This window comes from Rivularia sp. PCC 7116, assembly GCF_000316665.1.
In the GTDB taxonomy this organism is placed as follows: Bacteria; Cyanobacteriota; Cyanobacteriia; order Cyanobacteriales; family Nostocaceae; genus Rivularia.
This window is the reverse complement of record NC_019678.1, coordinates 8,113,734-8,126,796: the sequence shown is the minus strand read 5'-3', so window position 1 is coordinate 8,126,796 and position 13,063 is coordinate 8,113,734. Positions and strand designations below refer to the sequence as shown.

Annotated in this window: 13 protein-coding genes and 2 tRNA genes; 3 read left to right on the top strand and 12 right to left on the bottom strand. The window is 37.9% G+C overall.

Annotated elements, in window-relative coordinates:
- Nucleotides 1-32 precede the first annotated feature (32 nt).
- The 11 genes from RIV7116_RS31055 to RIV7116_RS31015 all read right to left on the bottom strand — a co-directional run bounded on the left by RIV7116_RS31055 (nt 33) and on the right by RIV7116_RS31015 (nt 8,620).
- Entirely contained in the window at nt 33-1,448 is a 1,416-nt protein-coding gene (locus RIV7116_RS31055; protein WP_015122305.1) for a hypothetical protein, read from the bottom strand.
- A gap of 86 nt (nt 1,449-1,534) precedes the next feature.
- Nucleotides 1,535-2,065 (bottom strand): RNA ligase family protein, encoded by a 531-nt coding sequence (locus tag RIV7116_RS37285; RefSeq protein WP_256380856.1) that lies wholly within the window; start codon nt 2,063-2,065, stop codon nt 1,535-1,537.
- A gap of 12 nt (nt 2,066-2,077) precedes the next feature.
- Nucleotides 2,078-2,527, bottom strand: coding sequence for a hypothetical protein (locus RIV7116_RS37280; protein ID WP_232435745.1), 450 nt, complete (start codon nt 2,525-2,527; stop codon nt 2,078-2,080).
- A 215-nt stretch (nt 2,528-2,742) separates the two neighbouring features.
- On the bottom strand, nt 2,743-3,585 hold the full coding sequence (locus RIV7116_RS31045; RefSeq protein ID WP_015122304.1) for a hypothetical protein: 843 nt from the start codon (nt 3,583-3,585) through the stop codon (nt 2,743-2,745).
- A gap of 60 nt (nt 3,586-3,645) precedes the next feature.
- On the bottom strand, nt 3,646-3,777 hold the full coding sequence (locus RIV7116_RS36210; RefSeq protein ID WP_015122303.1) for a translation elongation factor Ts: 132 nt from the start codon (nt 3,775-3,777) through the stop codon (nt 3,646-3,648).
- A gap of 119 nt (nt 3,778-3,896) precedes the next feature.
- A complete protein-coding gene (locus RIV7116_RS31040) occupies nt 3,897-5,330 on the bottom strand; it encodes a VWA domain-containing protein (protein WP_015122302.1) in 1,434 nt (477 codons plus the stop codon).
- A gap of 778 nt (nt 5,331-6,108) precedes the next feature.
- Nucleotides 6,109-6,549, bottom strand: coding sequence for a hypothetical protein (locus tag RIV7116_RS31035; protein WP_015122301.1), 441 nt, complete (start codon nt 6,547-6,549; stop codon nt 6,109-6,111).
- Between the two features lie 6 nt (nt 6,550-6,555).
- The gene (rplL, locus tag RIV7116_RS31030; RefSeq protein ID WP_015122300.1) at nt 6,556-6,945 is read right to left on the bottom strand and encodes a 50S ribosomal protein L7/L12; all 390 of its coding nucleotides are present in this window, start codon (nt 6,943-6,945) and stop codon (nt 6,556-6,558) included.
- Nucleotides 6,946-7,045: 100 nt separating this feature from the next.
- Nucleotides 7,046-7,114, bottom strand: a tRNA-Asn gene (locus RIV7116_RS31025).
- 578 nt (nt 7,115-7,692) lie between these two features.
- A complete protein-coding gene (locus RIV7116_RS31020) occupies nt 7,693-8,085 on the bottom strand; it encodes an alr0857 family protein (RefSeq protein ID WP_015122299.1) in 393 nt (130 codons plus the stop codon).
- Nucleotides 8,086-8,101: 16 nt separating this feature from the next.
- Nucleotides 8,102-8,620 (bottom strand): HNH endonuclease, encoded by a 519-nt coding sequence (locus RIV7116_RS31015; RefSeq protein WP_015122298.1) that lies wholly within the window; start codon nt 8,618-8,620, stop codon nt 8,102-8,104.
- Between the two features lie 400 nt (nt 8,621-9,020).
- Between RIV7116_RS31015 and RIV7116_RS31010 the strand changes: the two genes are divergently transcribed.
- From RIV7116_RS31010 to RIV7116_RS31000, 3 genes are all read left to right on the top strand, one after another.
- Nucleotides 9,021-9,356, top strand: coding sequence for a hypothetical protein (locus tag RIV7116_RS31010; RefSeq protein WP_015122296.1), 336 nt, complete (start codon nt 9,021-9,023; stop codon nt 9,354-9,356).
- 753 nt (nt 9,357-10,109) lie between these two features.
- Nucleotides 10,110-12,164, top strand: coding sequence for a GAF domain-containing protein (locus tag RIV7116_RS31005; RefSeq protein WP_015122295.1), 2,055 nt, complete (start codon nt 10,110-10,112; stop codon nt 12,162-12,164).
- Complete coding sequence (locus RIV7116_RS31000) at nt 12,161-12,727, top strand: SRPBCC family protein (RefSeq protein WP_015122294.1); 567 nt, start codon at nt 12,161-12,163, stop codon at nt 12,725-12,727. The genes RIV7116_RS31005 and RIV7116_RS31000 overlap by 4 nt, the downstream gene beginning before the upstream one ends.
- Nucleotides 12,728-12,787: 60 nt before the next feature.
- Here the strand turns inward: RIV7116_RS31000 and RIV7116_RS30995 are convergent.
- Nucleotides 12,788-12,860: transfer RNA gene (locus RIV7116_RS30995), tRNA-Glu, on the bottom strand.
- Nucleotides 12,861-13,063: the final 203 nt, after the last annotated feature.

Sequence of the window (13,063 nt, the reverse complement as noted above, 5' to 3'; positions counted from 1 at the left end):
ATAAGATATTGTTTTGAAAAAATCAGATGTTTTTATTTCGCAATAGCTTCTTCAGGATTAGATACGAAAGCTTCTAATTTTGATTTTTCTAAATCGCTTTCACATATAATAAATTGCTTTTCAAGTTGTGAAAGTTGTTCTAATAGAAACTCGCGTAAACTAGCTTCACTTTTATCGCTAACTATTGCCAATATAGAAAGAAGTAAATTTTTAAAATCTTCTTCATGCCAAAATTCTAATTGAGGAAGATTTGTAGACGGACGACGTAATTCTAAATCGTCTTGTTTGGTAAACTTACTGTGGCAAAATACTATCGGTGTCTCAATACCTATTTGAGGTAATGTTGCTACCACTCGACTCAAATTACCTGGGTAAAGATTTTCGTAACCATCAGAAACTATTGCGATTACGTCTGGGTTTCCTTTAACAGCATCTAATACAGATGTAGCAATGTCGGAATATCCTTCTGGCATCGGTAATCTATCAACTGTACCGCCAACTTGATAGACTTTTACTTTAGTGCAGCACTGCTCCAAAACCAACTTTAAAGCAACCGATTGAGCCAAACAGCAAAATTGGCGATCGCCATAACTTTGAGTGGAAGCGGAAGCGTCAAACACTAGCGCTAGGGTTCCGTCAAAACGAGGTAATTTAGCTGCTGCTTGTTTAACGTCATTTTCCACAGCTTCCATAAGTTGCTGGGATTTACCACCACGGTAAAGATGAACTAGGGTGGCTGAAATATCACCCCGATTTGTCGCTGTAACGGTTTTAGGTCTTTCTTGTTGACTTTCTAAAATTGCAGTGTATTTTTGATGTACTTTTACATACTCGCCACCACTGTTTTGAAATGCTTGGTGACGGTAAAGGAATTGCAGAATAGATTTTACCCGTTGCTTATCGTTGACAAACCGGAATAAATTTTGATTCAAATAAGTTTCGTCTGCACCCGAAGAGACAATTTTTGCACAAGCACGAGCGACATTTTTACCCAAAGCGTGTTCCAAACAATCCACAACAGCGGGGCGACGACAAATAGCCATATCAAAGCATTCTGGATGCTCAAAAATGTATTTAAGAATTGCTCTAGTCGTATGTTTATGATTTGCTCTAACTCGTTTTAAAGCTAGAAATGCGGTTAATACTTTATCTGGGTGAAGAATAGTTAATAGAAAATGGGTAACACTTTCTAGAGTTAAACGAAGGTTGTGAGAAAACCCTTTTCGAGAAGCTCTTAAAATTTGAAAAAGAATGCGTAAACGCTGTTCTGGTGTAACTGTTTCGATAACGCTAAAAAGAGCGTACAATTCGGGATTATAATTATATGCTTCTTGATGCAACACTTCATCATCCCATTCCGGTGGTTTACCGTTATGTCGTAATACAAAAGGTTGATTGTGAAGGGATAAATGTTCGAGAAAGTTAAAAAGTATTAGGTTATTATTCATTTTTCAAACCGTTTATTAGCCCACGCAGGTGGGCTTTGTTTATGTAGCCCCAGACTTCTAGTCTGAGGGTATTACCCATTACCAAATTAATGCAGTTCGCTTCCGCCTTTACGAAGCAAATATCTATCACTAATTAATTTCAAAGTTACTCTTCCGAAAAGTGGATGAGTTCTTTCTATTGCCGGTTGAATAACTACACCTTCCATCATGCAATCTGGGGAAAGTGCGCTATCTTTATTATTGAATTTAGAAACAATTTCTCTACTGTAAGCACCAGAGTAAAGTAGTGGTGCTGTTGGTAAATCAAACTCTTGGCAGAAAGCAACAAAATCTTGGTAATTAAGAAAATCTTTACCGCGACGTACAGCAAATAAAGCAACACCGATTTTACCGTTTTTTAAACTGTATTTAATATCCTGTACGCCATAGATTTCTCCAAAAACTTGAGTATCTGCTGGAAGTTTTTGTAAAGCTTCGCTTTCGTGATAAGCGCGAATGTAAACAAGGTTTTTGTTAGTTTCGTTATCTTTCCAAAAGTAGTTGTGGCTGCCAATTTTTACTGTAGAATCAGCGTCTACTAAAACAGTAAAGTTAGTTCCGTGTATTTTCTCGGTAATTACTACTTCTTCTCAATTAACAAAGATATCAGGATAGCGCTTTAGATGCTGAGGAGCAGGGAATTTATAATGTCCGATATGATTTTCCATGTCCCCATTCATTGTTTTAGGAATTGGATATTCATATTTAGTAATTCCGAAGTGTTCTGTATAATCATCTCCAATATTCCCTGTAAAGTTTTCACCAACGGGAATCAGCAAACCTTCCGAAAAGATTCCCCGTAGTTTTGCAGCACGAAGCTTTTTTGAATAATAAGAACCTATCCCGAATTCTTCCACGTACTTGTCAGGGATAATACTATCAATAGGAAAATAAAAAGCTAAATCACCAACTTGAAAATTACCCTTTGCTGAAATAACTTGATATCCCATTCCGCTCATGGAGACAATATCTAATCTATCAGCATTGGGATGAGATTCGACACGATTAATTTCGACAACTTCGACTTTGAATATGCTCATATTTCACCTCTCTTGGAAAGTCACGAGGCTATAAATACAGTTATTTATAGATAATTTAGAATGCTTGAATTTGGTTTAACTAGATATTATTCATTGCGTACTACATTTGTATTGCGAATTCAATAATTATGTCAACCTTTATAAGTATCCAAAAGTTAAAAGGATGATGAATTTGCTGTATTTTTTATCCAAAGAGTAAGTATAATTCGTAATTTTTAACGGCTCATCACTAGCTTCCCAACAGCTTTAACACATAATTGGGCAATCAACTCAGTGGCAGTCGCAGCACTTTGAATCTGAGCAAAATTTAAAGTATTAGCTTGAATATTAGTTTCCCGCAAAACCTTTTCAATCCCTTCGGGGCTCAACTTCATACCAGCTTCGAGAAAGTCAGTACAGGGAGCTTGATGCCTGGGTGTTAAATTTCGCGTTCTCTTACACCAAAAATGAGAAATTACATGAAAAACATGACCCTTTCCCCAATCAAAACTAACAGCTACCACCGGAGCATTATAACCTCTTAGTAAATCGTGGCTAGCAGCTTCAATTCTTACCTTGTCGGGGTTTAATATCTCAATTGGATGACTGCTAGTTTCCAACCACCACTGTGGATCTGCACCCAAAACAACAACTTCAGACCATAAACTGTTTAAATTAGCTTCAACGGAAATAACTTCATCTTTTGTCGTATTTTTAGTCGGCTTTACAGTATTAGGAAAAGCTTTTGCGATAAAATGACCCAAAGCCCAATCAGAACTTACTAAATACTTACCGTTTTCAACTTGTTTTGATAAATCTGTAATTAATTTATTATCGTAACTACCAGAACAATTCATAAAAGCAATTTCAGCCTTAAGTTTTGCAGAGTTTGGATTCATATTATAAGGAACCGTCAAAGACTTTAAAACCTCTTCAACCTTATCGAAACTACCAGAATAAACCGCAATATCATCTTTACTAATTAGATTTAAAATATCCAATATTTTTGGATGCTGCTCCGCAAAGCGCTGACGTACAGAAGCAGCAGCTAACTTATAAGCAGTTTGCATATTACTCATTAATATCACCTCCAGAATTTAAAGCTCCCTCTCCTTGTTAAGAAGAGGGTTGGGGTGAGGTTAATCAATCTTTTCTCCCAAAACAAACCTCACAAACCGACGAACTCGAATATTTTCACCAACCACAGAAATGGTTTGTTTAAGTTGTTCGTTCACAGTCAACTTAGGATTGCGAATAAAAGGCTGATTCATCAAAGTCAATTGTTGCGTTGATATTCACCATTATTCAATATCACGGATTAAATAGATGACACTGATGACACGGATAATTAATTTCTAATTTTTAACTAAACCTTTAACCTTTAACCTGTTTACTTATCATCCCGAATAGGTAAAGCAGTCTCCATAATTTCCATCAACAATTCCAATCTTGACGGACGAGACAACAATGGAACCAGGTTAGGTAAAGAGTAGTAATCACCGTTGAAAGTAAAGGTATCTACCTGTACTTGCTTCTGCTTTAATTGGGCTTCTACCCAATTGCTTGCGTAACCAACTCTGACAATAATTACTTCGGGTGTAACACCTAAATCTTTACTGTACTTGCTGTAAGCTTCTGCAAAATAAGGTGCTGAGTTTTCACCTTCGTCAGTCACCATGATGAACTGTTCGACAACTTGCTTTCTCAAACGCATTGCTTCCACAGCACAACCACAGCTTGTACCACCACCAGCTTTAATCATCTTGAAAGCGCGTTCCCAATCACTCAACTCGCTTCCTTCTGCTTTCACCGGATAAGGCATATTATCAAAAGCGTAGACAAATAAATCAGCTTGAGTAATACCCGAAATCATCGCAGCTAAACGCTTACCGATTTCAATCGCTTTATCCATCGAACCAGATTTATCAACCAGTAAAGCTGTTGATTTACGAATTTTTCCGCGTTTCTTAACTTGCTCGTTGGCGACTTTTTCAAGCTTTGCAGCAGTTGTAGCATCTAATTTAGCTGCATCGTTAGCAACAGTCGCTTTGAATGCAGATACTCGCTTACTTACTGCACCTTCCTCTAACTTCCCATCAATCAAAGCTTTTACTTCTGGGTGTTCCATCGCACCCCGAGCTTGCAATGATTTCAGGTTGTTAATAACCTCTTGCGGTGACATGGAGTTAATTAAAGCCACTAATACAGTCGGTGTTAATTGCTTCACCGCTCCAATAGCGATAGTGTAGGGAATATTATGCTCAACAATCAAAGCTGCTTGTTCCGCTGGAGTTTCAGCCTTCGCTATTTGCTTCAACATATAAGCAAGACTGTCTTCGGGTGGTGTCCCTTTAAACAGCACAGCATCCGCACGCTGACCTGGTTTGATGTGCAATGTCGCATACAAATGCTTCATCGCTTTACGTCCCCGTAAAGCCGCACGGTCAAAAAATTGTGGGTTTATCTCCCGTGCTTTCAAATAACGAGTCACAGCAGTACGTGTTGAACGCGGAACTTTACCACGTTGCTGCTTCATAAAGTCCACAATCCGAGCAACTTGATAAGGAGGGAATTCCTGTAACATTACAAAACCAGCATCCCGATGTTCTTCAATATTGCTAGTTAACAAATGTCCCACAAAAACTTCCTTATGGTCGCGGACATCACCATTTTGCTGATACCATACAGCCAAATGTCCGTAAAAAAGCGGGTCAAGTTCAATAATTATTTTGTGAAATTCTGCTACCTTTTCTAACTCGCGGTGAGGAGTGGTTAGTAAGGTATTAATTAATTCTAAACGTAAATCTTTTTCTGCTGTATTCATTTTTTCATCTCCACTAACAATTTTGGATTACGGAGATAGAAGTCGCACGCTTGTCAATGATTTTTTTATCATCACCGCGCAAGTTTGAGGAGCTTTATTACTTGATTAAAACCTTCCGGAGAGAGATTTTGTATGTAAGCTCCTGCTCATTTGGGCGCGGCAACAACTATCTTTTATGTATATAATTAATTGGTTCGTAGTAGCGATGACCGCGCATCTTTTAAACATCACCGCACAAGTCAAAAAAGCTGTTGTTGATATACCCAGGAATCGAACCTAGAAATTAAGGTACCCATTACCTTCGCCTTACCATTTGGCTAGTATGTAAGCTTTCAAAGTTAGGATGCGGCAACAATTACTATTTATTTGATGTCAAAAAATGTCGTAGAAACTTTTTTTAGAGCGCTAAAGTGCAACTACAAACTAATTTATATGTTGCCGCGCAGGTTGAAAAAGCCGTTTGTTCATAGGTGGGATTTGTTCACCGAAGGTGTTCCCGAAGGGTACCCACGAACTCTTTCGAGTTGCTTGATTATGAGTCAAGTACCTTAGGCCACTAGGTGAGTATGTAAGCTTTTTCAGTTAGGGCGCAGCAATAATTACTGTAGTTTAGATAATAGAAATTATGATTTTTCAATGTCGCCATGTAAGTTAATAAAGCTGTTTGTTTATACCCAGGAATCGAACCCGGAAATAAAGGAACTTAAGTCCTTCGCCTTTACCGTTTGGCTAGTATGTAAGCTTTCTTTGTTGGGACACGGCAACAATTTCTATTAATTCAAATCAAAGGTTTAAAATCAGGTTCTACCCAATTAGTACGAGCTTCCCAAGACATCAGTAAATCCCGACTGTAATATTGAAACGGTAAATGCTTATCTCTGTAAATTCTATAAATAGCAATTGTCGTTTCTGGGATAGAACTTTTTTCTTTATTAACCGATAAATAGTGACTCACCATCCGAACCCAAAACAGAGTTAGAGTTTCGTGATAACCACCATCTTTGGTAGTTTTGATACCCATAGCCGCGTTATACCTTTGAATACTTTGACGAATAATATTTATAGCTTCTTGTTCGTCATCGCGATTCAGATACCATAGCGCAACAGTTAAATGCGCTTGATGATTCCATTCCGAACGCGGTAAGGTAAAATTTTCAAACTTAGCAATCAAACTCTTGATATCAGCTTCTGTTTTGTAATTCCTAGTTTCGTCATTCATTCTCAATTACTTTAGAGAAACTTTCGCTTCCACAGCTTCCAATTGTTGTTTAATATCTTCAGCTTCCGCAATTGCAATTCCGGTTTTAACAGTTTGAGGAACTGAATCAACAAAGTCTTTTGCTTCTTTCAAACCTAAACCTGTTATCCCTCGTATCAATTTCAGAATTGCAATCTTTTTATTAGAGGGAACTTCTTCTAAGACTACATCAAATTCTGTTTGCTGACTTTCAACTTCTTTCTCATCTGTAATCTGATCAGTTACAACAGGTACTTTAATTTGATATCGAGAAGCATCGATATTAAAAGTATCTTCAATTTGTTTAACTAACTCAGTTGTTTCAACTAAACTCAATGATTTTAATTGTTCTACAATTTCTAAAACTTGAACAGACATAATGCACTTCCATCATCAACCAATTAAGGTTTATTAATTTAGATTTAGATTTTTAAATTTTATTTTTAATCATCTCGCGCAAGTTTAAAAAGCTGTTGTTCATACGCAGGATTTGAACCTACTACCAGTCGGTTAATAGCCGAATGCTCTACCAATGAGCTAGTATGTAAGCTTTTTATATCGGGGCGCGAAACGAATTATTCGTTGTTAGTTGTTAGTTATCAGCTATAAATCCTAACTGCTAACTTAATTTTTCCCTCGTACAAGTTGAAAAAGCTATGACATTACTACCGCTCTTACTTGGTTTTATCCAAGCAGTGGGCACGCATCCGGAGTCTAACGTGAGACTGTGAATGCTGTCGCTGATTCAGTTACCTGAATATCGCTACCTTAGGGTCGTTATAGTTACGAAAAAGTATGTAAGCTTTATCTGTTAGGATACGAGGCAAGTATAATCTGTAATTTGGAATTAGGATTAATACAACATATTATTCAGTTTCCAAGGTTCGGAATAATATTTATACTTTCAGCAATAAACAGATATAATGATTAGCCTTTTTTAGGTTTAGAAATATTTGTCTTGCGCTTCAATAATTTAATACTACAATTATACTACAAAATCGTCAAGGGGTTTTATAATTTTTTTTAATTCAGAAATAAGAAATCAAAAATCAAAAATTGTACGACAAACTAGACCAGAAGTAAGATTGTTCTCGTCTAGATTGCCTAAAATGTTCTGCATTCAAATTACTCAATAGCAACAGAAGCATTTTTACGAGCTTCCAACCAAAGTTTGTGTAAGAAGCATTCTGTGTTGTCGCTCATGGACGTAACGAAACCACCGCTCATATTTTGAGAGCTAACTGACAGCCAATAACCTCTTAGAGAAACTTCTAAAAACTCTCTATCGCAAGCATATAACTCTATAACTTCGCGGTTATTATCTTGTTTAAGTTCAGTCTGTAGTTTTCCTAAACCCGGTAAATCAGCAGGGAGCAAAAAAGATGCAGTACTGGGTTCAACGCACAAGCTTTGTCCGATTCGTAAAGTTAATATTACTCGGGCTTGTATCCATTCTTCTACGGACTGAGTTAAAAGCTCTAGGTAAAAACTGTTTTCTGTATAAGTAAGTTTTAGCATTGCTCATGCTCTCCTGTTAATCCAGGTTGGCTTGCACAACACCCTTCCAAAACTGTTCTGCAAAAGAAATAGTCGGATGAACGGGTGCTTTAGGTTTTGTACGAAGTGGCATTCCAGCTTCTTTAGGGGTACGGTTGCTTTTGCAAGAGTTACAATTAAAACAAGCAGCAACAACGTTTTCCCAGGTATGACGACCACCACGAGAACGGGGCATCACGTGATCGAGAGTTAAATTTTTGTTGCTACCGCAGTATTGGCAACTATTGCGATCGCGACGTAAAATTCCGCGTCTATTGACGGGAGGTAATTTCCATGCTCGCTCGCGAGAAGCAATCTTTAAACGGATATGCTTCGGAACGTAGACTATCAAGTTAGGCGAGCTGATATACCAACCACTTTCCGTGGTAATATCCAATGGTTCTGCCTTTTGGGTCACTAAAAGTACGACCGCCCGCTTAATGTTGACTCGACATAGCGGTAAGTAATTTTGTGAAAATACGACCACGGATTTTTCTAGTACTTGCGTTATGCTCATCGCATTTTGGCTCCTCATGAAAAACCCCCGCTTCTTTTTTCAAGAAAGCGGGGGTTAAATGTTGACTCCTGAAGTCTTTTATTTAATATCTGGTACGGCTATATCGCCAGTACCTCCCGCTTGTTTTATCTGGTTTGAGCTGTTTGAGTAAATAAATAATTTTTGTATATTCACTATCTTGATTACTTCGTCTAAATTGCCCGTGATTTCGATTAAATTCACCCATAAATAAATACTCCACTCCCGTGGCTGCTGATTCCCAACTTGCTTGATAGTTGGAAACAGATGGGGAAGTGGAGTATGGCTGAATTGATATCACAGAAAATTTCACCTGTTGAACATTTCTATAAACATACTACACTTGTATTACTATCCTGTCTATAGTTTTAAGGAGAAAATCATGCATACGATTGCTCGCACCCCTACAACCGAAATGGAAGTTACAAGCATCCGCTTAGAACGGGAGCTAAAAGATAAGTTAAAAGAACTGTCAGGGAATCAAGGATATCAGGCATTAATTAGAGATATTTTATGGAATTATGTCCAGCAAAAATCGGGTGAGTGGAAGCCGCGATTCTCGCGTGCTGACATTCGAGCAACTATAGCCGCTACATCCGAGCAGGAAGAACGCTGCGTACTAACAGGTCAATTAATTCAAGCCCAACAACCAATGCTATTAGGACTAACAAAAACCGGCGATATGGTTCCTCTGAGTGTAGAGAGTAACAAAGGCTAATTTATTTTCTTACAACTGGGCCCAATGATTCTATCTGAAGCAATCATTGGGCTGCCTTATTGTTGTCTATTTTTGTTTTTAAATATTTAATATAAAAACTATATTAATAAAATCTAAGGAATGTATGTATTTTATAAAGGCTTTTAACAGCATGTTGATGATTAATAAGGGGTATGGCAATACTTGACATATGCAAACCTTGAGCCTAATAAGTAAGTGTTCCTTAACAATAGGAGTTAGAAGGTTAAAAATAGATGTCCGAGTCGCATTCAACTTAAAATAAACGAGTCCATCCCCTATTTGCTTTTTTTACTTGTTGGCAATTGAAACTAATTTTTATACCAGCGGCCATCAAAAAATCTTGAAAGTCGCTTTTGACGGCAATAAATAGTACGATTATAGCTCTTGTCTTCAGTGGGAATGCGGATGGTATTCGCAGAGTCTTAGATTCTACTCTAGAGAAAATACGGTTTGTGTGAACTTGTAGATAAGGATATTCTGGGTCTGAGAAAAGAAAAAGTGCTAACTGGCATCCGCCAAGACTTACTCAAAGTATGAGAAGCATTTCAGTATACTTATAATATTTATTTACTCGCGGAAAGATTTTTAATATACCAATGACGAAAGTCATTTTAGATAGAAAGGGGCTATAACAGGTGAAAGAATTTATTTGCAGAACCGAAATTGGTTCATTAGGGTGCAGTTACAAAAAGTCAAGGTAAATAAAATACCAGGAGGTTGGGTAAAACGACAATGGGGTCATTATCCAAGAATGTGCCACAAATGAAAAAGCGTATAATAACATCGCCGCCGCAGTGCCCAGATGAACAAGAAGACCTAGAACAGTACCATTTTAAGCTGATGCAGCATCAGGAAACACCTGCCCATCGGTTGGTATACGAAATCAATCAAATTATCTCTAGTAGTACTCCTACCGATAGGATGCTGCAAGAAATCGCTCGATTGGTAGGAAGTGCCTTCGAGGTAGATTACTGTTGTTTAGTAACCGATCGCAATCGAGAAGAGCCTACTACTGGTAGTTGGGGCGCTCAAAAAGATTATCTTGGTTTACCCAGTCCAACAGAAGCGTTTTCAATAGAGCAATTGGAATTACCGGTGGTAGAATGTGCAGCCGAACCATTTACTATCGACGATATTTCCACAATTCAGGAAAGCTTAGTAATTGGATGCCAAAATTTTCTTTTACCAATAAAAGCTGTACTAGCAATTCCAACCCGTTTCGGCGGTGAGAATAACGGCGTAATTAGTCTCATAAAATGCGAACCCTATGAGTGGAGTGATTCAGAAAAACAACTTTTAAGGGCTGTGGAATCTTGTTGTGCTATTGCTTTTGCTCAAGTAGCACAATCACGAATAATTGCTTCACAAAAACAGCAGGTGCGAAAAAGCGAACAGCACCAAAGTTTGATTCAGCAATTAACTATACTCAACCGCAGCAACTTAGAATTTAATCAGATGCTTCAGTTGGTGGTTTCCTCTACAGCAGAAGCTTTAGCAGCAGACCGTGGTTTATTAATATTATTAAAATACTCAGATCCCTTATTTAGAATTCGCGCCAAAACCCAAATTCCCAAAGCTAAAGCTACCGTTGTCAGTGAATGGTGTACGGAGGAAGATTCTTCGCTTTGTGAAGAATTAAAATCTCTTGAAGAATCTTACTCGCTGGCAGATTGCGGTATATCTCAACGTGCCTATAAAGCTTCTAAACCCGTAACTATAAATGACAATTCAGATAGGCGTAAAGATACCTCTACAATTGCTCCGGTATTTGTTTTAGATAAATTACCAGCAGCGCTACTAATGCCTTTAGAAAGCCAAGGTAAAGTCTTAGGTTTCTTGGTACTACAGCAAAAGCAACGTCGCAATTGGCAGCAAGCTGAATTAAACATCGTAGAAATGGTTTGCGCTCAAATCAGTAATGCGATTATTCAGACACAAACGCTTAAGCAAGTACAAACCCTTGTAGACGAGCGCACGGCTCAACTACAACGCAGTTTGGAAGTTCAAGCCAAGTTGTATGAGAGAACACGACAATACGTCGAGCAGTTGCGCGAACTTAACGAACTTAAAGATGAGTTTTTGAGCAACATGAGCGACCGTTTGCGCTATCCTCTTACCAATATGCGTATGGCGCTACGTAATTTACGCCAACCCCAGATTGATGAGGTAAGGCAAGCAAGATATTTAGATATCCTCGAACAGGAATGTACTAAAGAAATTAATTTAATTAATGACTTGCTTACTCTCCAAAAATTAGAAACTCATCAAGAACGTCCGCAGTTTGAAACAATCGATTTAAATACAAAAATTCAAGAAACAGTAGCTAATTTTGATAAAAAACTAGCAGAAAAAGGATTGAGTATTTCGTTAGAGTTACCCCCAGAACCGCTGAAACTGCAAACCGAAGTTGAAAGTTTCGACCGCATTCTCCAAGAATTGCTTACAAATACTTATAAATATTCCGAACATGATACTTCTGTAGAGCTTAAGGTTTCTCAAATCCGCGATCGAGTTGCTAAACAATTACAAATTCAGATTATCAATGTTGGGCGTGGTATATCTGAAGAAGAAGCAACCTTTATATTCGACAAGTTTCGTCGAGGTAAAGGTAGATGGACTCCTGGTACTGGCTTGGGATTAGCTTTAGTTAAATCCTTAATACAACATCTCAATGGAGAAATAAATGTAGAAAGCACTCCTTGCGAAGATTCTGAGTTGAGTAAGATTTGCTTTACCTTAACTTTCCCACAGTTTTCTGATGATAGCGAAGCCTCGAATCCTTCATGATTAAAGAACAAAACCTCCCGCAAGATAACTTAAATTCTCCAGTAATTGACAGCAAAAATCCGAATTTAGAAGCTGTAACCGTTGAAGTTGAGAAAATAAAAGAACGTCAACGCCAAATTACAGCTAAAATTCAAATTCCTCATCCGGTAGAAAAAGTTTGGCAAGTATTAACCGATTATCAAGCTTTAGCCGAGTTTGTTCCTAGCCTTGCCTCTTCCCGTAAGTTAGAACATCCTAGCGGTGGTATTCGTCTAGAACAAGTGGGTTCGCAAAGGCTATTAAAACTTAATTTTTCTGCACGGGTAGTTCTAGACTTAGAAGAATCATTTCCGAATGTAATTAGTTTCCAAATGGTAGAGGGAGATTTTAAAGATTTCTCCGGCAATTGGCATTTAAGCAACTGTGTATTAGATGATAAGACAGGCACCTTACTTTGCTATACGGTCAAAGTCTGGCCAAAACTGACCATGCCTATAAGAATTATCGAACCCCGTCTTGCTCAGGATATGCAGTCAAATCTTTTAGCTGTTCGTCAACGTGTGGAAAAATTATCAAAAGCATGAAAAAAGGGAAAACTTTTAGTAAGTTGACCCCTTTTTCTCAAGCTAAATTATTATTATTAATACCCCCAAGGGAATTCGAATCCCTGTCGCCTCCGTGAAAGGGAGGTGTCCTAGGCCTCTAGACGATGGGGGCCTGTGTTCTTGACTTTTATAAATTTAACGACTTTTGGGATAAATGTCAATAGCCTCAGAAAAAAATAATGGTTAATAATTCTCCTATCTAGGGAACAGCAGGTTAAAGTGGTGGAAAGTAACATTGATTAAAGCTATTGTTTTTTGTTTTACTATATTCTCTGTTTACTTGCCCAACTGAATGTTTTGGCATCAGGTGGCTGT

Excerpts from the sequence above, each read along its gene's own strand:
- RIV7116_RS31020 (WP_015122299.1), bottom strand. The coding sequence starts at position 8,085 with ATGCTAAAACTTACTTATACAGAAAACAGTTTTTACCTAGAGCTTTTA.
- rplL (WP_015122300.1), bottom strand. The coding sequence starts at position 6,945 with ATGTCTGTTCAAGTTTTAGAAATTGTAGAACAATTAAAATCATTGAGT.
- RIV7116_RS31055 (WP_015122305.1), bottom strand. The coding sequence starts at position 1,448 with ATGAATAATAACCTAATACTTTTTAACTTTCTCGAACATTTATCCCTT.
- RIV7116_RS37280 (WP_232435745.1), bottom strand. The coding sequence starts at position 2,527 with ATGAGCATATTCAAAGTCGAAGTTGTCGAAATTAATCGTGTCGAATCT.
- RIV7116_RS36210 (WP_015122303.1), bottom strand. The coding sequence starts at position 3,777 with ATGAATCAGCCTTTTATTCGCAATCCTAAGTTGACTGTGAACGAACAA.
- RIV7116_RS31015 (WP_015122298.1), bottom strand. The coding sequence starts at position 8,620 with ATGAGCATAACGCAAGTACTAGAAAAATCCGTGGTCGTATTTTCACAA.
- RIV7116_RS31010 (WP_015122296.1), top strand. The coding sequence starts at position 9,021 with ATGCATACGATTGCTCGCACCCCTACAACCGAAATGGAAGTTACAAGC.
- RIV7116_RS31005 (WP_015122295.1), top strand. The coding sequence starts at position 10,110 with ATGGGGTCATTATCCAAGAATGTGCCACAAATGAAAAAGCGTATAATA.
- RIV7116_RS31045 (WP_015122304.1), bottom strand. The coding sequence starts at position 3,585 with ATGAGTAATATGCAAACTGCTTATAAGTTAGCTGCTGCTTCTGTACGT.
- RIV7116_RS31000 (WP_015122294.1), top strand. The coding sequence starts at position 12,161 with ATGATTAAAGAACAAAACCTCCCGCAAGATAACTTAAATTCTCCAGTA.
- RIV7116_RS31040 (WP_015122302.1), bottom strand. The coding sequence starts at position 5,330 with ATGAATACAGCAGAAAAAGATTTACGTTTAGAATTAATTAATACCTTA.
- RIV7116_RS31035 (WP_015122301.1), bottom strand. The coding sequence starts at position 6,549 with ATGAATGACGAAACTAGGAATTACAAAACAGAAGCTGATATCAAGAGT.